At 71.4% G+C, this 25,706-nt stretch carries 24 protein-coding genes; 16 read left to right on the forward strand and 8 right to left on the reverse strand.

The genetic code is table 11. The annotated features are described in order from the left end of the window. Positions 1-7 precede the first annotated feature (7 nt). Both L3Q65_RS07745 and L3Q65_RS07750 read left to right on the forward strand, forming a co-directional pair. Complete coding sequence (locus L3Q65_RS07745; protein ID WP_237599191.1) at positions 8-1,279, forward strand: acetyl-CoA carboxylase biotin carboxylase subunit family protein; 1,272 nt, start codon at positions 8-10, stop codon at positions 1,277-1,279. Between the two features lie 15 nt (positions 1,280-1,294). After that, on the forward strand, positions 1,295-1,525 hold the full coding sequence (locus tag L3Q65_RS07750) for a DUF2188 domain-containing protein (protein ID WP_237599192.1): 231 nt from the start codon (positions 1,295-1,297) through the stop codon (positions 1,523-1,525). Positions 1,526-1,527: 2 nt separating this feature from the next. Here the strand turns inward: L3Q65_RS07750 and L3Q65_RS07755 are convergent, their stop codons facing one another. After that, positions 1,528-2,418, reverse strand: coding sequence for an alpha/beta hydrolase (locus L3Q65_RS07755; protein ID WP_182891649.1), 891 nt, complete (start codon positions 2,416-2,418; stop codon positions 1,528-1,530). Between the two features lie 72 nt (positions 2,419-2,490). On the opposite strand from L3Q65_RS07755, the gene L3Q65_RS07760 reads away from it, so the two are divergent. Next, complete coding sequence (locus L3Q65_RS07760; RefSeq protein ID WP_237599193.1) at positions 2,491-4,521, forward strand: CocE/NonD family hydrolase; 2,031 nt, start codon at positions 2,491-2,493, stop codon at positions 4,519-4,521. Positions 4,522-4,525: 4 nt separating this feature from the next. Here the strand turns inward: L3Q65_RS07760 and L3Q65_RS07765 are convergent, their stop codons facing one another. Further along, positions 4,526-6,910, reverse strand: a complete 2,385-nt coding sequence (locus L3Q65_RS07765; RefSeq protein WP_237599194.1) for a molybdopterin oxidoreductase family protein — start codon at positions 6,908-6,910, stop codon at positions 4,526-4,528. 106 nt (positions 6,911-7,016) lie between these two features. On the opposite strand from L3Q65_RS07765, the gene L3Q65_RS07770 reads away from it, so the two are divergent. From L3Q65_RS07770 to L3Q65_RS07790, 5 genes are all read left to right on the forward strand, one after another. After that, positions 7,017-7,466, forward strand: coding sequence for a hypothetical protein (locus L3Q65_RS07770; protein ID WP_237599195.1), 450 nt, complete (start codon positions 7,017-7,019; stop codon positions 7,464-7,466). 16 nt (positions 7,467-7,482) lie between these two features. Then, positions 7,483-8,685 carry a zinc-dependent alcohol dehydrogenase gene (locus tag L3Q65_RS07775; protein ID WP_182891645.1) on the forward strand — a complete coding sequence of 401 codons (1,203 nt, stop codon included), beginning with the start codon at positions 7,483-7,485 and terminating at the stop codon, positions 8,683-8,685. After that, complete coding sequence (locus L3Q65_RS07780; protein ID WP_182891644.1) at positions 8,682-8,852, forward strand: hypothetical protein; 171 nt, start codon at positions 8,682-8,684, stop codon at positions 8,850-8,852. Before L3Q65_RS07775 ends, L3Q65_RS07780 begins: the two co-directional genes overlap by 4 nt. Before the next feature lie 178 nt (positions 8,853-9,030). Next, complete coding sequence (locus L3Q65_RS07785; protein ID WP_237599196.1) at positions 9,031-9,963, forward strand: glycosyltransferase; 933 nt, start codon at positions 9,031-9,033, stop codon at positions 9,961-9,963. Beyond that, positions 9,963-11,174, forward strand: a complete 1,212-nt coding sequence (locus L3Q65_RS07790; RefSeq protein ID WP_237599197.1) for a glycosyltransferase — start codon at positions 9,963-9,965, stop codon at positions 11,172-11,174. The genes L3Q65_RS07785 and L3Q65_RS07790 overlap by 1 nt, the downstream gene beginning before the upstream one ends. Positions 11,175-11,177: 3 nt before the next feature. On the opposite strand, the gene L3Q65_RS07795 is transcribed toward L3Q65_RS07790, so the two are convergent. The 3 genes from L3Q65_RS07795 to L3Q65_RS07805 are packed head-to-tail and all read right to left on the reverse strand — an operon-like array spanning position 11,178 to position 13,791. Continuing rightward, positions 11,178-12,068 carry a glycosyltransferase family 2 protein gene (locus L3Q65_RS07795; protein WP_237599198.1) on the reverse strand — a complete coding sequence of 297 codons (891 nt, stop codon included), beginning with the start codon at positions 12,066-12,068 and terminating at the stop codon, positions 11,178-11,180. Between the two features lie 2 nt (positions 12,069-12,070). Next, the gene (locus tag L3Q65_RS07800; protein WP_237599199.1) at positions 12,071-12,925 is read right to left on the reverse strand and encodes a glycosyltransferase family 2 protein; all 855 of its coding nucleotides are present in this window, start codon (positions 12,923-12,925) and stop codon (positions 12,071-12,073) included. Beyond that, entirely contained in the window at positions 12,922-13,791 is an 870-nt protein-coding gene (locus tag L3Q65_RS07805; RefSeq protein WP_182891639.1) for a polysaccharide pyruvyl transferase family protein, read from the reverse strand. The genes L3Q65_RS07800 and L3Q65_RS07805 overlap by 4 nt, the downstream gene beginning before the upstream one ends. A gap of 62 nt (positions 13,792-13,853) precedes the next feature. On the opposite strand from L3Q65_RS07805, the gene L3Q65_RS07810 reads away from it, so the two are divergent. The 8 genes from L3Q65_RS07810 to L3Q65_RS07845 all read left to right on the forward strand — a co-directional run bounded on the left by L3Q65_RS07810 (position 13,854) and on the right by L3Q65_RS07845 (position 22,039). Continuing rightward, a complete protein-coding gene (locus L3Q65_RS07810) occupies positions 13,854-14,798 on the forward strand; it encodes an NAD-dependent epimerase/dehydratase family protein (RefSeq protein WP_182891638.1) in 945 nt (314 codons plus the stop codon). 130 nt (positions 14,799-14,928) lie between these two features. Next, positions 14,929-16,563, forward strand: a complete 1,635-nt coding sequence (locus tag L3Q65_RS07815) for a carbamoyltransferase C-terminal domain-containing protein (RefSeq protein ID WP_182891637.1) — start codon at positions 14,929-14,931, stop codon at positions 16,561-16,563. Positions 16,564-16,583: 20 nt separating this feature from the next. After that, positions 16,584-17,144, forward strand: coding sequence for an SIS domain-containing protein (locus tag L3Q65_RS07820; protein ID WP_182891636.1), 561 nt, complete (start codon positions 16,584-16,586; stop codon positions 17,142-17,144). Further along, complete coding sequence (locus L3Q65_RS07825; protein WP_237599200.1) at positions 17,141-18,508, forward strand: PfkB family carbohydrate kinase; 1,368 nt, start codon at positions 17,141-17,143, stop codon at positions 18,506-18,508. Before L3Q65_RS07820 ends, L3Q65_RS07825 begins: the two co-directional genes overlap by 4 nt. 17 nt (positions 18,509-18,525) lie before the next feature. After that, positions 18,526-19,212 carry an SDR family oxidoreductase gene (locus tag L3Q65_RS07830; protein ID WP_182891634.1) on the forward strand — a complete coding sequence of 229 codons (687 nt, stop codon included), beginning with the start codon at positions 18,526-18,528 and terminating at the stop codon, positions 19,210-19,212. Then, complete coding sequence (locus L3Q65_RS07835; protein WP_237599201.1) at positions 19,209-20,147, forward strand: glycosyltransferase family 9 protein; 939 nt, start codon at positions 19,209-19,211, stop codon at positions 20,145-20,147. Before L3Q65_RS07830 ends, L3Q65_RS07835 begins: the two co-directional genes overlap by 4 nt. Beyond that, on the forward strand, positions 20,140-21,576 hold the full coding sequence (locus L3Q65_RS07840; protein ID WP_237599202.1) for a UDP-glucose/GDP-mannose dehydrogenase family protein: 1,437 nt from the start codon (positions 20,140-20,142) through the stop codon (positions 21,574-21,576). The genes L3Q65_RS07835 and L3Q65_RS07840 overlap by 8 nt, the downstream gene beginning before the upstream one ends. Then, positions 21,500-22,039 carry a flavodoxin family protein gene (locus L3Q65_RS07845; protein ID WP_237600861.1) on the forward strand — a complete coding sequence of 180 codons (540 nt, stop codon included), beginning with the start codon at positions 21,500-21,502 and terminating at the stop codon, positions 22,037-22,039. The genes L3Q65_RS07840 and L3Q65_RS07845 overlap by 77 nt, the downstream gene beginning before the upstream one ends. Before the next feature lie 87 nt (positions 22,040-22,126). Here L3Q65_RS07845 and L3Q65_RS07850 read toward each other — a convergent pair whose 3' ends face one another. From L3Q65_RS07850 to L3Q65_RS07860, 3 genes are all read right to left on the reverse strand, one after another. After that, positions 22,127-23,176: an NAD-dependent epimerase/dehydratase family protein gene (locus L3Q65_RS07850; protein WP_237599203.1), complete on the reverse strand. Its 1,050-nt coding sequence runs from the start codon at positions 23,174-23,176 to the stop codon at positions 22,127-22,129. A gap of 85 nt (positions 23,177-23,261) precedes the next feature. Then, positions 23,262-24,338 (reverse strand): aromatic acid exporter family protein, encoded by a 1,077-nt coding sequence (locus L3Q65_RS07855; RefSeq protein ID WP_182891630.1) that lies wholly within the window; start codon positions 24,336-24,338, stop codon positions 23,262-23,264. Beyond that, a complete protein-coding gene (locus L3Q65_RS07860) occupies positions 24,335-25,705 on the reverse strand; it encodes an aldehyde dehydrogenase (protein WP_237599204.1) in 1,371 nt (456 codons plus the stop codon). Before L3Q65_RS07860 ends, L3Q65_RS07855 begins: the two co-directional genes overlap by 4 nt. Position 25,706 lies beyond the last annotated feature (1 nt).

The raw sequence follows: 25,706 nt of genomic DNA on the forward strand, positions 1-25,706 counted from the left end.
CTGAACGATGACTGACGAGGTGTTCGTGCTCGGTCTTGACGAGGAGAACGAGCGCATCCTGAAAAGACTCCCGTCCGCGGCCGGGCTGCGGTTCCGCCCGCTGCTCAGCCCGGACGAGCTGCAGCACGGCGAGATCGATTTCCCCGACCTGATGAAGAAGGCCCGCCAGCAGCTGGACGATTTCGACGGCGAACCCGCCGCGATCGTGACCTACTGGGACTTTCCGGCCGCCACGATGGCCCCGCTGCTGTGCGAGGAGCACGGACTTCCGCACGTGCCGCTCCCCGCGGTGCTCAAATGCGAGCACAAGTACTGGAGCAGGCTGGAACAGCGGAAGGTGATCGACGAACTGCCTCCGTTCGGCATCGTCGACCTGGACGGGGACCCGCAGCCGCCGCCGGGAGTGGACTTCCCGATGTGGCTGAAGCCGGTCAAGGGATTCTCGTCGGAACTGGCGTTTCACGTGCGGGACAAGCAGGGCTTCGCCGACGCCGTCGGGGAACTGCGGGAGGGCGTCGGACGGGTCGGCGATCCGTTCGAGGACGTGCTGCGCCGGGTCGAGCTGCCCCGCGAGATCGCCGAGGTCGGCGGGGCCGCGTGCTTGGCCGAATCGGAACTGCACGGGGTGCAGGCGGCGGTCGAGGGGTATGTCCGGAAGGGCGAGGTGCACGTCTACGCCGCGCTGGATTCGGTCGATTTCCCCGGCCGGTCCTCGTTTTTGCGCCACCAGTACCCGTCGCAGCTGCCGGACGAGACGGTCCGCCGGATGTCCGACATCGCCGAGCGCGTGATGCGCCAGGTCGGCTTCGAGAACGGCACGTTCAGCATCGAGTTCTTCTGCGACCGGCAGTCCGGGCAGGTGTGCCTGCTGGAGATCAACCCGCGGCACTCGCAGTCGCACGCGGAGCTGTTCGAGCTGGTCGACGGCGTGGCCAACCACGAAATCATGGTCCGGCTCGGGCTCGGCCAGGAACCGCACTTTCCGCGCGGCCGCGGCCCGTACCGCATCGCGGGCCGCTGCTACCTGCGCCGCTTCGACGGCGACGCGGTGGTGACCCGGATTCCGAGCGAGGCCGAGATCGCCGCGTTGTGCCGGGAACTCGGCGGCACGACGATCTCGATCACGCCGGGGGAGGGCCAGCGGTTGTCGGATCTTCCGGAGCAGGACAGCTATTCGTTCGAGCTGGCAGAACTGATCATCGGGGCGGACACCGAGGACGAACTCGAAGCGAAGTACGCGAAGTGCGAGGAGCGGCTGCGTTTCGAATTCGAGGACTGAACAGGAGGACAGAGGGTGGACGGCGACGTCGAGACGCTGTATGAGAACCAGCTGTGGAAGAACCGGATCGTGGGGCATCAGCGGGCGGCGAACACGGCGAAGTCCCGTGCGGAAGCGGTGAAAACGGGGCGGCATATGGCGAAGGCTCGGCGGACTGTCCACATTGTCCGGTCGGAGGACGGGACAGTGGCACGCCGCGACGACTACCGGACCAGTCGTCGCGGCGTGCCGCTGCCGCCGGAATGACGCTACCGGCGGAGGATGCGTTCGAGATGGTTGCGCGCCTGGCGGCCTTCGGGGATCTGCTGCATGAGCCAGTTGTGGAACATGCCGGGGTACTCGGCGTAGTCGACGTCGATCCCGGCGTCTTGCGCGCGGGAGGCGAAGCGGCGGGCGTCCGGGAGAAGGACGTCGCGGGTGCCGATGAACAGGCTGAACGGGCCGAGCCCGGTGAGATCCGCGTAGAGCGGGCTGATCTGCGGATCGTGCGGGTCGGTGCCCTCGGCGTACATCTTGCCCGCCTCGCGCAGGCCGGTGATGCCGAGCATGGGGTCGTGTTCGTCCAATACGACCGAAATCGGGTCTTCCAGCGTCACGTCCAGCCACGGCGAGACGAGGATCGTCTGTTTCGGCTGCGGCCGGCCCTCGTCGCGGAGCCGTTGCGCGACCGACAGCGCGAGCGCGGCACCGGCCGAATCCCCGGACAGGACGGTGTTTTCCGCTGGCTCGGCACCGAGCGTCTGCTCGAACGCGGCTTGCACCATCGGGATCGTCTCGACGTTGCTGTGCCGCGGGACGAGCGGATAGATCGGCAGCGTGACCGTGCAGCCGAGCCGGCGCACCAGGTCAGCGGCGAATTCCCAGTGGTGTGATTCGATTTCCTCGACGTAGCCGCCGCCGTGCAGGTGAAAGACGTGCAGCCCGGCCTTCGCACGCGGCCGCACGGTCCAGCACGCGAACCCGTGCACCTCCCGGTGTTCGAGGTCGAAGTGCTTGCGCAGCTTCCGCGGCGGCCGGGCTTGCGACGGCCGCTGGTGGCGGTGCAGGCGCTGGTGCAGCACGCGGGCGTCGTCGTAAAAGGCCTTCTGCCGCGTCGCGCGCAGATACGCCTGATACAGCTGGGCTTTCATGCTGATCATGCGGAACGGGTACCCGGTTTCCCGCCGCGGGCAACACCGTTTCGCTCGCGCGGCGCCGGGTACCCGGCAGGCATGATCACGCGCGCTCTTCCCTCGTTGCCGTACGAGATCATGGAGGACGAGGACGTCCGGATCCCGGTTTCGGACGGCACCCGGCTGGCGGCGCGGATCTGGCGGCCCGCCGGATCGGAATCGCTGCCCGTGCCGGGGATCGTCGAGTACATCCCGTACCGCAAGCGAGACCTGACCTCTGTCCGCGACTCGATCCACCACCCCTATCTTGCCGGGCACGGCTACGCGTGCGTGCGCGTCGACCTGCGCGGCTCCGGGGAGTCGGAAGGCGTGCTCGCGGACGAGTACCTGGAACAGGAACAGCAAGACGCCGAGGACGTGCTGGCCTGGCTCGCCGACCGGCCGTGGTGCGACGGGCGCACCGGCATGATGGGCATTTCCTGGGGCGGGTTCGCCGCGCTGCAGGTCGCGGCGCGGAAACCGCCGAGCCTCGGCGCGATCGTCATCTCCTCGTTCACCGACGACCGGTTCGCCGACGACATGCACTACATGGGCGGCTGCCTGCTGTCGGACAACATCGCCGAGTCCGGAACGATGTTCGGCGAAGCCACGATGCCGCCCGATCCGGCGCTGGTGGGGGACCGCTGGCGCGACATGTGGCGGGAACGGCTGGAAAACTGCAGTCTGTGGGCCGAACAGTGGCTGCGGCATCAGCGTCGCGACAGCTACTGGCGGCACGCGTCGGTTTCCGAGGACTATTCCGGGGTGCAGTGCCCGGTGCTCGCGTCCAGCGGCTGGGCCGACGGGTACTCCAACGCGGTCACCCGGCTGCTGGCGCATCTCGACGTGCCGTGCCGCGGGCTGATCGGGCCGTGGTCGCACAAGTACCCGCACCTCGGCGAACCCGGCCCCGCGATCGGCTACCTGCAAGAGGTCGTGCGCTGGTGGGATCACTGGCTGAAGGACGTCGACAACGGCGTCATGGACGGTCCGGTCCTGCGCACGTGGATGCAGGAGAGCGTGCCGCCGTCGACGTCCTATGAGGACCGTCCCGGCCGCTGGGTCGGGGAGGCGCGATGGCCTTCGCCGCACGTCCGGCCGACGGAGCATGTCCTTGCCCGGCACCGGCTTGCCCGGCCTGGCGAGTCGGTGGCCGAGGAGCCGTTGAGCGTCGCTTCGCCGTTGTCGGTCGGGCAGTTCGCCGGGAAGTGGGCTTCGTACAGCGCGCCGCCGGATCTGCCGTATGACCAGCGCGAGGAGGACGGCGGGTCGCTCGTGTTCGACACCGACGTGCTCACCGAGCGGTGCGAAATCCTTGGTGCGCCGAGGGTGCGGTTGCGAGTTTCGGCCGATCAGCCGGTGGCGATGGTGGCCGCGCGGCTGTCGGATGTCGCGCCGGACGGCCGGGCGACGCGGGTGACGTACGGCCTGCTGAACCTCACGCACCGGGACGGTCATGAGGAACCAAAACCGCTCGCCCCGGGCGAAGAGTGCACTGTGGACTTCGAACTGAACGGGGTGGCGCAGGCGTTTCCGGCCGGGCATCGGATCCGGCTGGCACTGTCCACTTCGTACTGGCCGCTCGCGTGGCCGCCGCCGAAACCGGTGACGCTCGCCGTGCGGACCGGTGCCAGCGCGCTGACCCTGCCGGTGCGGCCCACCGGCGAGCCGGACGAGGTCGCCCCGGACGAATTCGGCGAGCCGGAGGGGACGCCGCCGCTGCCGGCCACGCAGGTGAGCCAGCCGGAGCAGAAGTGGACGGTGTCCCGGGACCTGGTCGAGTACCACTCGGCGCTGGACGTGGTGAAGAACTCCGGCACGATCCGGTACGACGACATCGATCTGGAGATCACCCGCGACGTGCACGAGCGGTACACGTGGGTCGCGGACGATTTCTGTTCTCCCGCGGCGGAGACTTCGTGGACGGTGACCTTCCAGCGGGACGACTGGCTGGTGCGGACGGAGACGTATACGCGGGTCAGCTGCACTCCGGAGGAGTTCGTGATCGACGCTCGGCTGGACGGGTACGAGGGCGATCGGCGGCTGGTGTCGCGGAACTGGCATCGCCGGGTGCCGCGCGACCTGGTGTGAGGGGTCAGTCGACGAGCTGTTCGGACACCGCCCGGTCGCCGAGCGCGATGGTTTCCTTCGGGGTTCCGTCGGAGACCTTGCGCAGCGCCGCGGCGGCCGTCTTGAACAGCGGCTGCTTCGATACCGGATCCCAGTCCGTGATGGTCAGCTCGTTGGCCGCGCGGACGCCGTCCTCGCCGCTCGGGTCGGCGGTGTCCCAGTAGCCGTAGTGGAATGGCAGGAACAGGACCCCTTCGCGGATGCCGCACGGGCGTGCCTTGGCGCGGACACGCCCGCGCGGCGTGCGGATCTCGAGCAGGTCGCCCTCGGCGATCCCGGCTCGCTCGGCGTCCCGGCAGGACAGTTCGGCCCAGACTTCGGGGGCCGCGGTTTCCAGCTGCGGTGCGCGGCCGGTCTTCGTGCGGGTGTGGAAGTGGTACAGCGTCCGCCCGGTGATCAGCGCGAACGGGTAGCCGGCGCTCGGCGGTTCGGTCGGCACCAGGTATTCCGCGGGCTTGAGCATGGCTTTGCCGTGCGGGTTGTACTCGCGGTATTCCTCCGGCTCGACTGGCTCGCCGGTGTGCAGATCCTTGCCGTATTCCTCGCAGTAATCCGGATCGGCGAAGAACTTGCCGTCCGCGTAAAGGCGTTCGGCGCCGTCCGGATGCGCTTCGTCGACCGGCCACTGCACCCCGCTGATCACGCGGAGCTTCTCATAGGACAGTCCACTGTAGTCACACGGCCGTCCGGCGGACGCCTTTTGCCAAGCTGCGTACGCAGATTCCGCGTCGTGCCAGGGCGGGAAGGCGGCGCCGTCACGGTCGCGCAGGTCCATTCGGCGGGCATAGTCGAGGAATATGTCCAGGTCCGGTCGCGCTTGCCCGGGCGGATCGACCGCCTTCTCGGACAGATGCACGGTGCGATCGGCGTTCGTGAACGTTCCGGTTTTCTCGCCCCACATCGCCGCGGGCAGCACGACGTCGGCGAATTCCGTGGTTTCCGTCGGGAACGCGTCCTGCACGACGAGGAAAAGGCTGTCCTGGCCGAGAATCTTCCGCACCCGCGCGAGTTCGGGCAGCGACACCGCCGGGTTGGTCGCGGAGATCCACCAGAACCGCAGGTCGCCGCTCTCGGCGAGGTCGAGCATCTTCATCAGGTGGGTCGGCGGGCCGTCGTGCGGGATCTGCTCCATCGGCACGTTCCACAGTTCGGCCAGCTGCGCCACATGCGCGTCGTTGTTCCAGTTCCGGAATCCGGTGAGATCGCCGTCGGCACCGCATTCACGGGTGTTCTCGGCGGTCGGCTGGCCGTTCATCTGCAGGACGCCGCAGCCTGGTTTGCCCAGCATTCCGCGCAGCAGCACGAGGTTGTTCACCTGCACCGCGGCGGCGGTCGCCTGGTGCGATTGGTAAAACCCCTGCAGCACCGTGCACAAGAGCCGGTTGGTTGTCCCGACCAGCCTTGCCGCGGAACGGATCTCGGCTGCCGCGACCCCGCAGATCGACGCCGCGCGCTCGGGCGGATAGTCGCGGACGACCTTGACGAGATCGTCGTAGCCCACGGTGTGCTCGTCTGTCCAAGCCTTGTCGCACCAGCCGTGGTGGATGACCTCGTGCAGGATTCCGTTCATCAGCGCGACATTCGTGCCGGGCAGCGGGGCCAGATGCAGCTCAGCGGCTTCCGCGACCGGGGTTTTCCGAGGATCGACGCAGAGCAGGCGCGGCGGCTGCGGACCGGCGAGCCGGTCGAGGATGCGGGACCACAGAACCGGTTGCGTCGCGGCGACGTTGTGCCCGAACAGCGCGATGACGTCGGCGTGGTCGATGTCGGTGTAGGAGGACGGCTGGCCGTCGCAGCCGAAGCTCTCCTTGAGCGATTCGCCCGCGGTCGCGGTGCACAACCGCGTGTTGCCGTCGAGGTGGTTGGTGCCGAGCGCGCCGCGGGCGATCGCGGCCAGCGTGTAGTACTCCTCGGCGAAGAGCTGTCCGCTGGTGTAGAAGCCGAGCGAGCTGGGGCCTTCGGTGTCGAGCAATGCGCGGCTGCGCTGGACGATCCGGTCCATCGCTTCGTCCCAAGTGGACTCGCGGAGCACGCCGTTGTCGCGCACCAGCGGCGTACGCAACCGGTCCGGTGCGTTGTTGGCCTGCCAGCCGAAGAGATCCTTGGGATCGAGCCGTCCGCGGTTGACGCGATCGTCGGCCCGGCCGCGGACGCCGGCGATCCGGCCGTCCTTCACCGCGATGTCGAGGCCGTCACCGTTGGAATGCAGGACCGCGGCGGTGCGGACCCAGCGGTCGACGTCGCCTGCCGTCACGCCGTAAGCGAGATGGCTGTCGACGCGCACCGGCCAGTCCTCGCCCGGACCGTACGGCGTGCGCGTGCCCCATGGTTCGGCGATTCCGTCCCGCACCCTGTCTCCCTCTGTCGGCCGACTCGCCCGGATACCCCGGCAGGCGGCGGCCAAACTCCGGGTTTCGCCCGCGAGACCTCGGGTACGCCGCCGGGAGGAGGCGCAGATGACTGACCGGATGCTCGTAGTCCTGGACGAAGCCGCGAAAGCCGAGGTCCCGCCCGGCTGGGGGCAGGCCGCACCGGAGCACCGGATTGTGCCCTGTCCGCCGGGCCGGGCGCCCGCGCTGCTCGAAGAGGCCGCGGGCGCCAAGCCGCTGGCCGATGTGCTGGCGGGGGGCCAATTGGTGCCGGTCGCGTTGCGGCTGGCCGAGCGGTACCCGGACGCGGTGCGGTCGGTCCTGCTCGTCGGGCCCGATCCGGACGGCAACGGCCGCGCGTCCCGCGAGTGGTTCGCCGCGCACGGCGCACGCGTCGCGTCGGCCCGCGAGGCCGGGGTCGAGGTCGAGGTGCTCCCGCACGGCCCGGCCGGCGCTCCGCTGACCGAACCGCGGGTCGCCGCGGCCGTGGCGACGACGCTCGACCGGCTTCCCGCGGTCCGCCGCCCGGACTGGTGACGTGAGGAGGAACGAAGTGAAGGCTGTGGTGTGGCACGGAACCGGGGACATCCGGCTCGACGAGGTGCCCGACCCGAAGATTCTCGAACCCAGCGACGCGATCGTGCGGATCACCCGCAGCGCGATCTGCGGCACCGACCTGCACCTGGTGCGCGGAACCATGCCCGGGATGGCCGAAGGGACCGTGCTCGGGCACGAGGCGGTGGGCGTGGTCGAAGAGGTCGGTCCCGCGGTGCGCGGGTTCTCGCCCGGCGACCGCGTGGTGATCCCGTCGACCGTCTCGTGCGGCACGTGTTCCTACTGCCGCGCCGGCTACTACGCGCAATGCGATCGTGCGAACCCGAACGGCCCGTCCGCCGGGACCTGCTTCTTCGGCGGTCCGGAAGCCACCGGCTCGGTCGACGGGCTGCAGGCGGAGTACGCGCGGGTCCCGTTCGCGATGACCTCGCTGGTCCGCATCCCGGACGCGGTGAGCGACGACCGCGCGATCCTGCTGTCCGACATCTTCCCGACCGCGTGGTTCGGCGCCCGGCTGGCCGAGGTCAGCCGCGGGGACAGCGTGCTGGTGCTCGGCGCCGGGGCGGTCGGCCAGTTCGCGATCGCCTCGGCGAAACGGCAGGGCGCCGGCCGGGTGTTCGCGGTCGACGGCATCGCGTCTCGCCTGGACAAAGCGCGCGAACAGAACGCCGAGACGATCAACTTCAACGAGGACGACCCGGTCGCACTGGTCCGCGAACTCACCGGCGGGATCGGCGTGGACCGGGTGATCGACGCGGTCGGCGTGGACGCGGAACGGCCGAAGACCGGCCCCGCGGCGCCGGCGGACACCGGCCGGTTCGAGCAGGAACGCGCCGAGGTCGCGCCGGACGCCTCGCCGGACGGCGACCTGTGGGTTCCCGGGGACGCGCCGAGCCAGGCCGCGCGCTGGGCCGTGGACGCGGTCGCCAAGGCGGGCAGCATCGGGGTGATCGGGGTGTACCCGCCGGGGTTCGAGGGCTTCCCGTTCGGGACCGCGATGAACAAGAACCTGACCGTTCGCCTCGGCAACTGCAACCACCGCCGCTACCTGCCGGAACTGCTGGACCTGGTGCGCACGGACGTCGTCGACCCGACCGCGTTCATCACGCGCCGCGAGGAACCGGCGGCGGCGATCGAGGCGTACGAGTCGTTCGACCGGCGCGAGGACGGCTGGCTGAAGACGGTGCTGGAGGCGGCATGACTGACGAACGCCGCCCGGAGCGGGAGACGGCGAATCCGCGCCGCACCCAGGTCGACGAGGAGCGGGTGCCCCGGCGGCCGGACCCGGAGAGCCCGCTGGAGGACGAGGAGGGCCGTTCGAAGCGCGGCCATCCCCAGCTGGGCGACAACTTCCGCGGCGAGACCTGACCGGCACCGCGTCCGCGGTACGTGCGGGGAGCCCTGAGGGATGCGGAGTCCGTCAGGGTTTCCCGCACGAACAGCGGGCCGGTCGAAGCGGGCGTCGATTCCCGCGGGCGAAAGCTGACCCGGGTACCCAGTGGTCCGCCTGGTTTAACGTCGGATCCGCGCGGCTAAGCCAAGGCCCATGAGGATCTTGCTCTGGCACGTGCACGGCTCGTGGACCGACGCGTTCGTCCGCGGCCCGCACGAGTACTTCGTCCCGGCGAGCCCGGAAGGAGCGCCGTGGGGACTGGGCCGGGCGGGGCGGGACTGGCCCGGGGTGACCGAGGTTCCCGTCGACCGGCTCGCGGACGCTCAGCCGGACGTGGTCGTGCTCCAGCGGCCGGAGGAAGCCGCGTTCGTGCGGCCGCAGCTGGGTTCGCGGGTGCCGATGGTGTACGTCGAGCACAACGCGCCGCGGCACGGCGCCGCGGTGTCCCGGCATCCGATGGCGGGACAGGACGAGGTGCCGATCGTGCACGTCACCTCGTACAACGCGCTCATGTGGGACAACGGGATCGCGCCGGTGGCCGTCATTCCGCACGGCATTCCGGACCCGGGCGAGCGCTACACCGGCGAGCTGCCCGCGGGCGCGGCGATGATCAACGAACCGCGCCGCCGCGCCCGCGTGACCGGGGCCGATCTGCTGCCCGCGTTCCGCGAAATCGCGCCGGTGAACGTCTTCGGCATGGGCACCGACGGGCTGCCCGGCGGACAGGGCGACGTGCGTCCGCCGCGGCTGCACGACGAGCTGGCCCGGCACCGCGTGTATCTGCACACCGCGCGCTGGACGTCGCTCGGGCTGTCGCTGCTGGAAGCGATGCACTTGGGGATGCCGGTCGTCGCGGTCGCCTCGACGGAAGCGCCTGCCGCCGTGCCCCCGGACGCCGGGGTGTGCTCCGCCGACATCGAAGTGCTCGCGCGGCGGTTCCGCGAACTGGTGCACGAACCGGATTTCGCCGTGCTGGCCGGGAAGGCGGCCCGCGAGCACGCGCTGGCGCATTTCGGTCTCGACGCGTTCCTGTCGCGCTGGGACCGCCTGCTCACCGAAACCGTCCCCGCTGCGGAAGGAGTCTGATGAGGATCTCGATGGCGTCCGAACACGCCAGTCCGCTCGCCGCGCTGGGGGAGGAGGACGCGGGCGGGCAGAACGTCCACGTGGCCGACCTTTCCGCGGCACTCGTGCGGAGCGGCCACGACGTGACTGTCTACACGCGCCGCGACAACCCGGACGCGCCCGGCACAGTGGAAACGCCGGCTGGCTACCGCGTGGTGCATGTTCCGGCCGGCCCGGCGCGCCGCCTGCCGAAGGACGAACTTTTGCCGCACATGGGGGAATTCGGCAGCTGGCTGCGCGACCGCTGGACCGAGGAGCCGCCGGACGTGGCGCACGCGCACTTCTGGATGTCCGGCGTGGCAACGGTTCTCGCCGCGCGCGAGGCCGGGGTGCCGACGGCGCAGACGTTTCACGCGCTGGGCGTGGTGAAACGGCGGCATCAGGGGGACGCCGACACGAGCCCGCCGGACCGGATGCGGCTGGAGCGGATGGTCGGCAAGCAGGTCGACCGGATCGTCGCGACCTGTTCGGACGAGGTCTTCGAACTGGCGCGGCAAGGGGTCCCGCGACAGCGGATCTCGGTGGTCCCGTGCGGGGTCGACCTGGACCGGTTCGGGACCGGCGGGCCGGTGCAGCCGCGGACCGCGCCGAAGCGGCTGGTTTCGGTGGGCAGGTTGGTGCCGCGCAAGGGGTTCGACCTGGCCATCGCCGCGTTGCCGCGGGTGCCGGAGACCGAGCTGGTGATCGCGGGCGGACCGGCTTCCGGAGCGCTTTCCCAGGACCCCGAAGCTCAGCGGCTGCGGCGGCTCGCGGAACGGCTCGGGGTGGCGGACCGGGTGCGGCTGGCAGGCCAGGTGAGCCGCGCTGAGATGCCGGCCTTGCTGCGTTCGGCGGACGCGGTGCTCTGCACGCCTTGGTACGAGCCGTTCGGGATCGTTCCGCTGGAAGCGATGGCGTGCGGGGTGCCGGTGGTGGCCGCCGCGGTCGGCGGCTTGACGGACACGGTGGTGGACGGGATCACCGGACGCTTGGTGCCGCCGCGCGACCCGGCCCGGCTGGCGGCGAGGTTGCGGGCGTTGCTGGACGAACCCGCGGAGCTGGAGGCACTGGGAACCGCCGGGCAGGAACGGGTCCGGGCGCGGTACTCATGGGACCGGATCGCGGCGGAGACTGTGCGCGCGTACGAGAAAGCCATGCCCGTGCGCGAATCCGGCTGGGCTACCGCACGCTGACCGCTATCCGGTGTACCGGCGCGCGGCCGAGTTGCGCTGTGGTTCTTCCAGCAGCCGCAGTCCGTGCTCGACCTCGGCGGGAACCACGGCCCGCTCGCGGAGCACCCAAGGAAGGCCGCGCAGGCACTCGGCTACCGCGGCGGCCGTCGTCCGGTCCCGGGGCGCGGAAGCCAGCACCGCGGCTCCCCGGCGGAACACCGAACGCCACGGGCGGCGCAACATCAACGTCCACAGGGTGTTCCGGATTCCCAGCCCTCGCCGCCGGCGCGGATCGCGCAGTTTCGACGGGGCGTGGTGGATCACGACGTCCTCCCGCCAGCACATCCGCCAGCCGAGCGCGGCGAGGTCGAGCGCGAGCAGTTCCTCCTCCCCGCCGAGCCACATCCGCGAGGAGAAGCCGCCCACGTCGCGGAAAGCCCGCACGCGGAACATCGTCAACCCGGCCATCACGCCGAGCAGCGCCGGTCCGGGCAGCCAGTCCGGGCCGGGCACCGGCGAATACCGCAGCTCCGGCGTGATCGGGTCCTCCCGCAGATCCGGTTCGACCAGGCAGCGTCCGGTCACCGAACCGAGGCCGGGATGCGCGTCCAGCACCTCGGCCGCGCGGGCGAGGGCGCCGGGCTGCCAGGCGGTGTCGTCGTCGCAGAACGCCACATACGGCGTCGTCACCTCGCGGACCGCGATGTTGCGGCCGACCGCGCCGAGGTTCCGGTTGAGCCTGATCAGCCGCAACTCGGGGAACTCGGCGGCGACGAGGTCGGCGGTGCCGTCGGCGGACGCGTTGTCCACCACGAAGATCGGCGGCTGTTCCGGCAGCGCGACCAGGTGCTTGAGGGTTTCCCGCAGCTGTTCGCGGCGGTTGTGCGTGATCACCACAACGGACGTCCGGTCCATGGTCATCCTTCCGTCAGCCGGGCTTGTCGTTCGACGGCGGCGGGGAGCACGCGGCGGCGGGCCAGCGCAGGCGGCAGCCGGACCGCGGCGGCGGCCAGCGCGGCGAGCAGCCCCGGTTCTCGCGGGGCGCGGGCCAGCAACCGCCGGAGGTGGTTCGCGCAGACGCCGGCTGGTCGTCGTTGCCAGCCGATGAGCAGTTGGTTGCGGGTTTCGGCACGTCGCCGCCAGCCCGGCGACGGTCGCGACGGCGACGGATGATGGTGCGCCACCACGTCTTCCGCGTAGCAGAGCAGCCAACCGGCCGCGGCGAGGTCGTAGGACAGCAGCTGTTCCTCGGCGCCGAAGTGCAGCATCGGGTTGAACCCGCCGACCTGCAGAAAAGCTGACCGCCGCACGATCGCGGAGCAGGCGAGGAACCCGAGCACGAGCGGGCCGGGCGCGTCCGGCGGAGTTCCCAGCGGGCTGTGCGCGAGGGCCGGGGTGATGGGGTCCTCCCGTTCTTCCGGACCGACCAAGGTCCGTCCGGCGAGGAGGCCGAGCCGCGGGTGGACGTCGAAGAGCTTTTCTGCTCGGGGGAGTGCGTCCGGGGCCCACCAGGAGTCGTCGTCGCTGAACGCGACATACGGCGTCCGGGCGGCGATGACGCCCTGGTTGCGCGCCGCGGCACCGTGATTGTGCGGGCTGCGGATCACCCGCACCTGCTCGAAGGAAGCGGCGAGTCCAGCTGTGTCGTCCGTCGAGCCGTTGTCCAGGACGATCACCGGCGGTGGCGGGTCCATTGTGGACAGCTGGGTCAGGGTGCGCGCCAATTCCCCGGCCCGGTTGCGGGTGGCCACGACGACGGTCGTCCGGTTCACGGCGTTTCCTTGAGCGCGCCCACGAGTTCGGCCAGCGGCCCGGGGAACGGGTGTTCCGCGGCGGCACGGGCACGCGCTTCGGCGGAGCAGCACCACTCGAACCACTTGTCCAGGTCGGCCCGCGCGGCGTTCGCGGGCAGGACGGCGGGCCAGCGCAGCGCGTGCGCCTGTGCGGTGACTTTCCCGCCGTGCGCGACGGGGTCGACGGCGAGCACCGGGACACCGGCCTTCAGGCCGAGGGCGAGTCCGTGCAGCCGGGTGCTGACCAGGACGTCCAATCGCGACAGCGTGCTCACGAACTGGTCCGGCGTCGCGCAGTGGCGCCAGTCGTCGGTGGCGAGGCGGGTGTCGAGCGGGACGCGGCCGCAGTCGAGGTCGCGCAGCCATCCGGTCAGCGTCGCGTGCACCGTGTCGTGCCGCCGGTCCGCGCCGTACTCGGGTTGGCCGGGCGCGAGCACCACGCCGACGACCGGCGGCGATTCGACCCGTGCGGCGAAGGAAAGGTCGGCAGCGCAGGCGTCGCCGTCGTCCCGGGCGAGCACCACGTCGAACCCGGCGACCGCGGGGTCCGCCGGATCGGGCACGGACACGCCGATAGCCAGCCGCCGGCATCGCGGGTAACGGCGATGGAGGTCTTCGAGCTGCGTGCCGCGCAACGGGCCGCAGGCGAAGACGACGTGGGTGAAGGCGTCCGGCGGGGCGTCGGCCAGGTGCGGGCCCTCGGGGCGGAACGCGGGGCTCCACACGGTCAGGTGGTCGACCCCGGCTTGGGTCAGGACGTCGCTCACCGCGCGTAAACTCAGCACGTCGCCCGCGGTGGCCTCGCCGTGCCGGAAACTCGCCCAGCCGGTCAGGAGTACTCGCATGCCCGGCGGTTACCCGAGAGTCGCGGAGGTTAACGCGGCGCTGTGCGGGTATCCGGCGCGGCATGGTTTTCTCTCACGCGGTAGTCACCGGCGGAGCCGGATTCGTAGGCGCGCGACTGTGCGCGAAGCTGCTCGAAGAAGGCGCGAGAGTCACCGCGGTGGACAATCTCGCCACAGCCCGCCCCGGCGCGCTCGACGCTGTCGCCGGGCATCCGCGGTTCCAGTTGCTGGAGCACGACGTGACCAAGCCGATCCCGGTGCCCGGGGCCGTGGACGTGGTGTTCCACCTGGCCTCGCCAGCGTCTCCCAAGGACTACTTCCGGCTGCCGCTCGAGACGCTGCGCGTGGGGTCGGCAGGCACCGAGAACGCTCTCGCCGCGGCGCGCGGGGCGCGGTTCGTTCTCGCGTCGACCAGCGAGGTGTACGGCGATCCGCTGGAGCATCCGCAGCGGGAAACCTACTGGGGCAATGTGAATCCGATCGGCCCGCGCAGCGTGTACGACGAGGCCAAGCGTTACGCCGAAGCGCTGACCAGCGCGATGCGACGCGGCGAAGGCGCGAACACCGGGATCGCGCGCATCTTCAACACCTACGGCCCCGGCATGCGCTCGGACGACGGGCGGATGGTGCCGTCGTTCATCACCAGTGCGCTCGCGGGCGAACCGCTCACCGTCGAAGGCAACGGGCGGCAGACGCGGTCGTTGTGCTTTGTGGACGACACCGTCGAAGGATTGCTCGCGCTGGCACGGTCGGACCATTCCGGGCCGGTCAATATCGGCAACCCCCACGAGCTTTCGGTGCGGGAGATCGCGGAGCAGGTGATCGCGATCACCGGATCTTCCTCGCGGATCGTGCATGCCGACCCGGCGGTGGACGATCCGCGGCGGCGGTGCCCGGACGTTTCGCTCGCGCGCCGGGCGCTCGGCTGGGCGCCGCGAGTCGTTGCGGGGGAAGGGCTGCGGCGGACCGTCGAGTGGTTTTCCAGGAAGCAGGCAGCTGCCGCGTAACCGGGCGTCGCTTCGGGGAGTAGCGACGTCCTGGGCTTTTCCGGCCGATTCGTTTATCCCCGACTTCGCCGGGTAGTGCTCCCGGGACAGCGGACCACCGGGGTCCGCGCCGGAGCGAAGGGGTGAGCGGGTGCGCTTCCTGGGAATCAACGCGGTGTTCCACGACCCCGCCGCCGCGCTCGTCGTCGACGGACGGATCGTCGCGGCGGCCGAGGAAGAGCGGTTCAGCCGGCGCAAGCACGGCAAACAGGCGGTGCCGTTTTCGGCGTGGGAACAGCCGGGGCAGGCCGCCCGCTGGTGCCTGGAGCGGGCCGGGCTCACCGCGGCCGACCTCGACGCGGTCGGCTTTTCCTACGATCCGGACCTGGTCGAACCCGGCCTCGCCGGACACGACCCCAGCGGCGAGGAACTGCGCACCGAACTCGCCCGCCGCGCCCCGAAATTCCTCGCCAGCGAACTGCCCGGATTGGACCGGCGGAAGGTCCGGTTCGTCCGGCACCACGTCGCGCACGCCGCGTCGGCCGCGCTCGCCGGGCCGCCGGGCGATTCAGCGGTCTTGGTGGCCGACGGGCGCGGTGAAAGCACGTCGTACCTGGCTGGCGAGTATCGCGACGGACGGTTCAAGGAACTTGCCGCGCAAAAGCTTCCGCACTCGCTGGGGCTGTTCTACGAGGACCTTACCGAGCACCTGGGATTCGCGCGGTCGAGCGACGAGTACAAAGTCATGGCGCTGGCTTCCTATGGCGGACCAGTGCATCTCGACTACCTCCGCGAGCGCGTCTACGTGACCGGGGACGGGGGATTTCGCACCGAGCCGATCGACTGGGCCGCACTCGCCCCGCGGTGCTCTCCTGGCGAGGAACCGGCGCAACGGCACGCCGATCTCGCGTCCAGCGTCCAAAGAGTCCTGGAGGAAGTGCTCCTCGACCTCGCTCGCTGGCTGCACGAGCGGACAGGGCAACGCACGTTGACCCTTGCCGGCGGGATCGCGCTCAACTGTGTCGCCAACACGCGGCTGCACGCGGAAAGCCCCTTCGAGGCGGTCTGGATTCAGCCTGCCGCCGGAGACGCCGGAACCGCGCTCGGAGCCGCCCTTCAGCTGGCGGCCGACGCGGGCGAGCGGATCGAACCGATGTCCGACGCCGCCCTCGGTCGCGAATGGACTGACGAAGAGCTGGAATCCATTCTGCAGAAGGCGAAACTGGACTACGAACGTCCGGATGACGTTTCGGACGCGGTGGCCGGGGCACTCGCGGACGACCGGATCGTGGCCTGGTTCCAAGGCCGCGCCGAATTCGGCCCGCGCGCGCTCGGGCACCGGTCGCTGCTCGCGCACCCCGGCCGCGCCGGCAACCTGGAGCGGCTCAACGACGTGAAGGGCCGCGAGCAATTCCGCCCAGTGGCCCCGATGGTGCTCGCCGACCGCGCGGAGGAGATCTTCTCGCGCGGCCCGTTCCCCAGTCCCTACATGCTTTTCGTGCACGACGTCGCCGAAGCGTGGCGCGACCGGCTGCCCGCGGTGACCCATGTGGACGGTACCGCCAGGGTGCAGACGGTCGACCCGGCAGACGACCCGCGGACCGCCCGGATGCTTTCCGGGTTCGCGGACCGGACCGGTCTTCCGGTCGTCGTCAACACGAGCCTGAATACCGCGGGGCGGCCGATGGCCGATTCTCCGCGCGACGCGTTGGAGTGTTTCGGTTCGGCTCCGGTGGACGTTCTGGCGTTGGGACCGTTCCTGGTCCGGCGTCACCGGGACCGCTGACTTTTCGAGGAGGTGCCGTCATGGCAGACCACTTCGCCGACTTGTGTTCGGCCGCGCAGCGATTGCGTTTCGCCACCCCGCGCATTGCCGCGTGGGGCAGGTACCTGGCCACTGTTTTCGAGAACGGCGGGCGGTTGCTCGCGTGCGGCAACGGCGGGAGCGCCGCCGAGGCCCAGCACTTGACCGGCGAGCTGGTAGGCCGGTTTCGCCGCGAGCGCCGTCCGCTGTCGGCGATCGCGCTGCACGCCGACACCTCGGCGCTGACCGCGATCGGCAACGACTACGACGAAGCCGAACTGTTCGCCCGCCAGGTCCGCGCACACGGACGGCCGGGCGACGTGCTCGTCTGCCTGTCGACCAGCGGCACCAGCCAAAACGTCGTCGCGGCGGCGAAAACGGCCCACGAGATGGGCGTGACGACCTGGGCGTTCACCGGACCGGCGCCGAATCCGCTCGCCGCGCTGTGCGACGACGCGGTGGCGGTCGACGCGCCGAGCGTGGCGACGGTGCAGGAATTGCATCTGGCGCTGGTGCACGCACTGTGCGAAGCCTTGGACGACGCGCTCGGAGTGCCCGCGTGAAGCCGCTGGTGGTGGTCGGCGACGTGTTCCTCGACGTGGACGCCGAGGGCGTCGCGGAACGGCTCTGCCCGGACGCGCCGGTCCCGGTCGTCGACGTGACGAGCCGGTGGCTGCGTGCCGGCGGAGCGGGTCTCGCCGCGCTGCTGGCGGCCCGGTCGGCCGCTGAAGTGGTCCTCGTGACCGCGCTCGGCGACGATCGTTCCGCCCGCACGCTCGCCGGTCTGCTCGAACCGGAAGTGACCCTGGTGCCGGTCCCGCTGGAAGGCGCCACCGTGTCGAAGACCCGGATTCGCGCGGCCGGGCAATCGTTGGTGCGCTTGGATTCCGGCGAAGGAACCGCGTCCGCCGAGGGCTTGCCGGACCGGGCGGAGCGCGCGTTGCGGAGCGCCGGGGCGATCCTGGTGGCCGACTACGGCCGGGGCGTCACGCGGAACCCGCGGCTGCGGGAGGTGCTGACCGAACTGGCGGCCGAGATCCCGGTGGTGTGGGACCCGCATCCGCGCGGGGCCGAGCCGGTGCCGGGAACGCGCCTGGTCACGCCGAACGCCAGTGAGGCGACCGCGGCGGTGCCGGACGCGCTGGAGCTGCCCGGTCTGCTGCGGGAACGCTGGCACGCCGACGCGGTCGCCGTGACCATCGGTTCCCGGGGTGCGTTGGTGGACGACGGCAAGTCGGTGCGGCGGATTTCGGTGCCGGAAGGCGCGCAAGTCAGCGGCAGCGCGACGGACACCTGCGGCGCGGGCGACCGGTTCGCGGCGGCCGCGGCGGCCGGATTGCTCGACGGCGCCGCGGTTGCCGAGGCCGTGCGCGTCGCGGTCGAGGCGGCAGCTCGGTTCGTCGCCGCGGGCGGGGCCAGCGCACTGTCCGTCGAGGAAGGCCGGGTGTCCATTGCGGACCCAAAGGATTACTCGGCGGGAAATGCCTTTGCGGTAGCGGAACGAGTCCGCGCGGCGGGCTGGCGGCTCGTCGCGACCGGCGGCTGTTTCGACCTCCTGCACCCCGGGCACGTCAGCCTGCTGCGCCAGGCGCGCGCTCTCGGCGGCGCACTCGTGGTGTGCGTGAATTCGGACAGTTCCGTGCGCCGGTTGAAAGGCCCGGGACGTCCGCTGCTGTCCGCGCCGGACCGGGCCCGTCTGCTGACCGCGCTGTCCGTTGTGGACGCGGTCGTGGTTTTCGACGAATCGTCCCCGGTCGCGATCCTGGAGCGGCTGCGGCCGGACGTCTGGGTGAAGGGCGGCGACTACGCCGAGGCGGAGCTGCCCGAACGGACGGTGGTCGAGCGGTACGGCGGCGAGGTCGTGCTGGTGCCGACCCTGCCCGGCTATTCGACGACGAGGCTGGTCGCCGCCGCGGCGGGCCAGTGAATCTTCGAGGGAGTCTGATGCGTTCTCTTGGCAATGTCCTGATCACCGGCGGCGCGTCCGGTCTCGGCGCGGCGACGGCCGAAGCGGTCCGCGCGGAAGGCGGCACCCCGTGGGTGCTCGACCGCGCCCGGCCCGCCGACGGGGCGGAATTCGTGCGAGTCGACCTCGCCGACTCCGCTGCGGCCGAGCAAGCCGTACGCGAGGTGGCCGAACGGGCGGGCGGGCTCGACGGGGTGGTGACCGCCGCGGGGATCGACGCGTGCGGTCCGCTCGGCGAGGTGCCGGCGAAGGACTGGGAGCGGGTTGCGCACGTGAACCTCCTGGGCACCGTCGCCGTGGTGCGGGCCGCGCTGCCGTATTTGGAGCAGTCCCACGGCCGGATCGTCACCGTGTCCTCGACGCTCGGTATCAAGGCCGTCAGCGACGCGACCGCCTACTGCGCCTCGAAATTCGGCGTCGTCGGTTTCACGCGGGCGCTGGCCGCGGAGCTCGCGGGCCGGGTCGGGGTGACGCTGCTGGTGCCGGGCGGCATGTGGACTCGCTTCTTCGACGACCGGACGGAGCAGTACCGCCCGCCAGCCGACGCGAAGCTGAACCGGCCGGAACACGTCGCCGGAACGATCGCGTTCGCGCTCGGCCAGCCGCCGGACGCGGAGGTGCGGGAGCTCGTGGTGTGCGCTTCGGAAGAGGGATCGTGGCCATGAGCGTCCTGGCTCTGCGCGCCCTCGGAATCGGCGACCTGCTCACCGCGGTCCCGGCGCTGCGCGGCCTGCGCCAGGCGCACCCGGAAGAGCGCCTCGTGCTGGCCGCCCCCGAATGGCTGCGGGACCTGGTCGAACTGGTCGACGCGGTGGACGAACTGCTCCCCACCCCCGGCCTCGGCGCGCTGCACTGGCCGGGTCCGCCCCCGCGGCTGGCGGTGAATCTGCACGGCAACGGCCCGGAGAGCATCCGCGACCTGACGGCCGTCCTGCCGGACGCGCTGCTCACGCACCGGAACCCGGCGGTCCCGGAGATCCCGGGCCTGGACTGGACGCCGGGCATCCACGAGGTCGACCGCTGGTGCCGGCTGGTCGAATACGGCCAGTGCTCCGCCGACCGCCGGGACCTGCGGATTTCCCCGCCGCCCGGACCGAGTCCGGCGCCGGGGGCCGTCGTGGTGCACCCCGGCGCGGCGTTTCCCGCCCGGCGCTGGCCGCCGGAGAGGTTCGCGGAAGTGGCGCGCGACCTGGCCGCGGCCGGGCAGCGCGTGGTGCTCACCGGCGCGGCGGCCGAACGCGGACTGGCGGAGGAGGTCGCGACGCTCGCCGGACTGGGCCCGGAGGCGGTGCTCGCCGGCCGGACCGGGCTGGCCGAACTGGCCGCGCTCGTGGCCGAAGCGGCGCTGGTGGTGTGCGGTGACACCGGCGTCGGTCACCTCTCGACCGCTTTCGGCACGCCGTCGGTCCTGCTCTTCGGCCCGACGCCGCCCCGGTGCTGGGGCCCGCCGCCGGACGCTCCGCAGCACGTCGTGCTGTGGGTAGGAGACGTCGGCGACCCGCACGGCACCGAACCGGACGCCGGATTGCTGCTGCTGAGCCCCGATCGCGTGCTGGCGGCGGCCCAGTCGGTGCTGCGCCAAGGGGTGTCGCATGGCTGAGCGGATCGGTGTCCTCGGAGCGGGCTACGTCGGGCTGACGACGGCGGCGTGCTTCGCCGCGATGGGCAATCAAGTGTCCGCTGTGGACATTGACGAGGCCAAGGTTTCCCGGCTGCGGACTGGGGAAGTCGACCTCGCCGAGCCGGGACTGGCCGAGCTCGTTGCCGAAGGGCTCAGGGAGGGCACACTGGCCTTCTCCGGCGACTTCGCCGCGGTCGCCGGGTCGACGATGGTGTTCCTGTGCTTGCCGACGCCGCCCGGCGAAGACGGCACCCCGGATCTGCGTGCGCTCCGCGGCGCTCTAGGCGACCTCGGCCGAGTGCTCGCGTCCGGCACGATCGTGGTGACGAAATCGACCGTGCCGGTCGGGACCGCCCAGCGCGTTCCGGAGTATCTCGGCCGCCCTGACCTTCCGGTGGTCAGCAACCCGGAGTTCCTGCGCGAAGGCCATGTCGTGCATGACTTCCGGTGCCCGGACCGCGTTGTCGTCGGTGCTGATCCGCCGGATTCGCTCGCCGCGGACCGGGTCGCGCGGCTCTACGCGCCGACCGGAGCCAGGGTCGTGCGCACGAGCAGCGCGAGCGCCGAGCTGGCCAAGTACGCCAGCAACGGATTTCTCGCGGTGAAGGCGTCGTACGCGAACACGCTGGCCGAACTGTGCGAACAGTGCGGCGCGGACGTCCGCGACGTGTCCGCGGTGATGGGCCTCGATCCGCGGATCGGGCCGCATTTCCTGGCCCCCGGCCCAGGCTGGGGCGGGTCCTGCCTGCCCAAGGACGCCAGCGCGCTGTTGCGGGCGGCGGATTCGGCAGGCGTCGAGTTCGGGCTGCTTCGCGACGCGGTGCGGGTGAACACCCGGCAGCGCACGCGAATGGTCCGCGCGATCCGGACGGCGGCGACCGGGCGTCCGGACGGTTCGCTGGACGGCGTCCGGATCGGCGTGCTGGGCCTGGCGTTCAAGGCGGGCACCGGCGATGTGCGCGATTCCCCGGCGGTCGCGGTCGCGGCCGAACTGGTCCGGCAAGGCGCCGAGGTCACCGCGTACGACCCGGCTGTCCAGTCCGAAATGGACGGAGGGACCGTCGTGGACGATCCCTATCTGGTCGCGAAAGACGCGGCCGCGCTGGCTGTTCTCACCGAATGGCCGGAGTTCCGCGACCTCGACTGGCGGCGGCTCGCCGAAGCGGCGGACCGGCCGGTCGTGGTCGACACCCGCAATGTGCTCGATCCGGGCACTCTCGCCGAGGCCGGGTTCGCCCGGATCGGCGTCGGCACCCCCGTGGAGGTTCCTGATGCGTGTTCTCGCCCTAGGCTGCACCCTCAAGCGCTCGCCGGACCGCTCCAGCAGCGACCTGATCGCCCGGCAGCTGCTCGACCTGTTCGCGGAGCGGGGGGCGACCGGCGAACTGGTCCGGGTGGCCGACCATGACGTGCGCCCCGGGATCAAGGCGGACATGGGCGACGGCGACGCGTGGCCGGAGATCCGGCGCAAGGTCGCGGCCGCGGACATCGTGCTGATCTCGACGCCGACCTGGGTCGGCCACATGTCGAGCGTCGCGCAGCGGGTCGTGGAACGGCTGAACGCCGAACAGTCCGAGACCGACGACGAGGGCCGCCCCGGGATGTTCGGCAAGGTCGGGGTCGTCGCGGTGGTCGGCAACGAGGACGGGGCGCACAAGATCACCGCGGATCTGTTCCAGTCGCTCAACGACATCGGCTTCACCATCCCGGCCCAGGGCGGCACGTACTGGAACGGGGAAGCGATGAAGGGCGGCGACTACCAGGATCTGGACGAGACTCCCGAGGCGGTCGCCTCGACGAACGCCACGCTGGTCCGGAACGCGGTGCATCTGGCCGAGGTGCTGGGGAAGCAGCAGTACCCGGCTTCGTGACGGGCTGGCTGGCGTGGCGCGGATCGGTCGCCTTCGCGCCACCGCGGCGGGGGTGCGTGAGGGAATCAGATCGCCTGAGGGTTCCCCTCACGGCCGCTGTCCGACTCCCGTCGCGACCTCGTGCCTCCGATGCTCGTCCGGAGCCAGCGGCGGAGTAGCCCCGCCCTGCCCGCGGCGCAAGCCGTGCAGGAACTCCCGCACGGTCGCCTCCGCCGACCACTCCGGCTGCCATTCCAGCTCGGACCGCGCTCGCGACGTGTCCATCACCGGCAGCCGCAGCACCGTGTCGAAGAGGCCGGGCGTCGCGGGCACCAGGTGCAAGCGCCAGGCCGCTGCGAGCGCGGGTTTGACCAGCCCGGCCGGGACCGGCACCCGGCGTGCGCGCAGCAGCCGAGCGAGCAGCCGCGGGTCGACCACCGGGTCGGTCGCGATGTTGAACGCACCCGAAACCGGCCGCAGCACACAGCGCCGGATGGCGTCGGCGAGGTCGTCCGCGTGCACGACCTGGAATCGCAGCCCCGGGATGTCCGGCACGATCGGCACCAGTCCGGGCCGGAGGAGGCTGCCGGGCACGAACGGCCCGGCGAACAACCGCCGCTGCTCGGTGGACGCCGTGCGCTGGAAAACGAACCCGGGCCGGACCCGTACCACGCGGATCTCCGGATGGGCCCGTTCGAAGGAGTCCAGAAGCCTTTCCACGTAAGCCTTTTCGCGTGGATAGGCGGCGCCTGGCCAGCCGTGCGTCGGGTAGTCCTCGCTGACCGGACGGTCGTCGGCGGCGGGGGAGTAGGCCCCGACCGAGGACGCCACGACCAGCGTCGGCACCCCGGCGGCCGCGGCGGCCTCGAACAGCCGGAGCGAGCCGCGGACGTTCGTCTCCCACGTGCGGTCCGGGCGACGGGTCGGCTGGAAAAGCCACGCCAGGTGGACCACCGTGTCGACGTCGCGCAGGACGGGAGCCAGCTCGTCGTGCGCCACGTCGGCGCCGACGTACTCCGTCTTGGGCGGCGGAACACCCGCCGGACGCCGTTCGAGGCCGGTGATCGCCTCGACGTCGGGGTCGGCCGCCAACGCGCGCACTGCCGCGGTGCCGATGTTGCCGGTCGCGCCGGTCACTGCGATCCGTCGGGAAGTCATCGGGCCCGGGTACCCGCCTAGGGGCGGGTCAATCCGGGCACCGCCATCGCGGCGGACAGTTCGGCCGTGTCCTGCGCCGGGTCGATCAGTGCTGGTCCAGCTGCCGCAGCAGCCGGCGGACCGGCAACGCCATCGCGCCCAGCCCGAGCGTCGCCGTCACCCCGTCGTCGGAGGAGACCAGCCGGTCCTCGACCTGGCACACCAGCGACCGGCAGCGCTCCAGATCCGCCGCGCGCCCGGGAACCGCGGTGTCCCGCACTGCCGTGGCGAGCTCCAGCAACAGGTCAGCGAGCGCGTCCCGCGCCTTCGGCCACGGATAGACGAACGGCTCCCGTCCCTCCGACGTCGTGCGCACCGCCTCGACCAGCTGCTCTACCGGCGGCCACAACGCTCCGAGCGTCCGCAGCGAGGCCTCGTGCTGCGTCCCGGAATGCCGGCTTCGCTTGCGCAGGTTGAGAAACCGGCCTTCCCGGGTGAGCCCGGACGCGTCCTCAGCCGCTCGTGCGAGGCTGCGCACGTCGCTGACCCGGCCGAGCCATTCGTCCAGGTTCTCCGGCGGTTCGTCGGTCCGTACCAGCTCGGCGGTGTCTTCCAGCAGCCCGGCGAGCGCGGAGGCGAGCCGATCGGCGGCAGCGGCGACGCGTTCCCCGTACAGCGGCGGGAAAATCACTACGTTCACCGCCAGCCCGATCGCGGCGCCGAGGGCGGTCTCCAGCAGCCGGTCGCCGAGCAGTTCCGAACTTCGCGCGGTCCCGTAGGTGACCAGCAGCATCCCGGTCACCCCGACCCACACGCCGGACCCGCCGAACCGCCGCCACGAGCCCACCAGCAACCCGGCGAAGACGACGATCGCCAGCGTCACCGTCTGTTCCGGCACCACCTGCGCGACCCCGGCGGCGAGCAGCACCCCGAGCGTCACCGAGCCGACTTGCTGCGCCCAGCCGAGCAGGCTCCGGTAGACGGTCGCTTCCACCAGGAAGATCGCCGCGTAGGGCGCGAGAAACGGCTGGGAAAGCCCGATCACCCGGGTGGCCAGCAGCCAGGCCGCCACGGCGGCGACGGTCGCCTTGGCGGCCTGCAGCACGGTGCGCCGCTCGCTGCCGGGGACGCGGATCGCGCGGGCCGCCCAGCCCAGCGGCGTGCGGTCGAGTTCGGGCGTCACGCGCGTACGGGCGCGCCCAGGTGGACGAGCTTCGTCTGCGTCATCTCGTCGAGCAGTTCAGGTCCGTAGCCATAGCCCGAACCGCTTCCGCGCTGCGGATGGGCCGCCCCGCCGGGGGCGCCGCCGAAAACAGCGTTGACCTTGACCGTTCCGACCGCCAGCTCCCGCCACGCGTGCTGTGCGTGCTCCATCGACGCGGTGAGCACGGTCGCGGCGAGCCCGTAATCGTCGTTGGCGGCCTCGGCCAGCCCGTGTTCGAAGGAATCCACCACGCACACCGGCGCGACCGGGCCGAAGGTTTCCTCGCGCAGCACGCGCATCTGGCTGGTGCATCCGGTGAGGACGGTCGCCGGGTAATGCGCGCCCGGTCCGGCCGGAATCTGGCCGCCGGCGCGAATTTCGGCGCCCAGTGCTACGGCGTTCTCGACGTGGGAATGCACGTGGTCGCGGTGCCGGGTGTCCACCAGCGGGGCAAGCGTCTGCCCTCGGGCGATTCCGGCGAGCGCTTCGGTGAATGCCTCGGCTGTCGTGCGGTGCACGTAGATTCGTTCCACCGCAACGCAAATCTGCCCGGAATTCGCGAACGCCCCGAGCGCGGCCTGCTCAGCGGCCCAGCGCGGGTCAACGTCCTCGTCCACCACGAGCGGGTCGTTGCCGCCGTTCTCCAGCAGCGCCTTCGCCCCGGTCGCCGCCGCGCTCGCCGCGATCGACCGGCCGGTGGCGGTGCTGCCGACGTGCGCGAGAACGTCCACATCGCTGCGCGCGGCCAGCACCGCGCCGATCCGGCCGTCTCCGTGGACGGTCTGCAGCACGCCTTCGGGGAAAACTCCGGCAAGAACCTCGCCGAACAGCGTTCCGGTGTGCGGACACCGTTCGCTGGGCTTGTGCACAACAGTGTTCCCGGTGACCACAGCCGCGCCGATGAGCCCGCACGACACGGCGACCGGGTCGTTCCACGGAGTCAGCGCGACCACCACTCCGCGCGGCTCCGGGACCATCAGATCGGTGGCGGCGAAGTCCCCGAGCAGGCTGCGGCCGCGATGCACCGGACCCAGTTCGGCGTACTGGCCGAGGGTTCCGGCCCCGGCGAGCACCCCGGCCTTGGCTTCCTCGAGCGGACGGCCGGTTTCGCGCTGGTTGAGCTCGGCCAGGTCGTCGGCGTGCGCGCGCAGCCGGTCGGCGGCGGAGCGCAGGGCCGCACCGCGTTCGGCGGCAGGCGTCCGGTCCCAGCCCGGCTGCGCCCGATGCGCGAGGCCGAGCGCGGCGTCGAGTTCGTCCGGGCTGGCCATCGGGACCGCGCCGACCGGGCTCCCGTCGGCCGGGTCGGTGATCGCGAGCGTGGCGGCCCGGTCGTCGAGCGTGGTCATC

It is taken from the genome of Amycolatopsis sp. FU40 (assembly GCF_021903635.1).
In the GTDB taxonomy this organism is placed as follows: Bacteria; Actinomycetota; Actinomycetes; order Mycobacteriales; family Pseudonocardiaceae; genus Amycolatopsis; species Amycolatopsis dendrobii.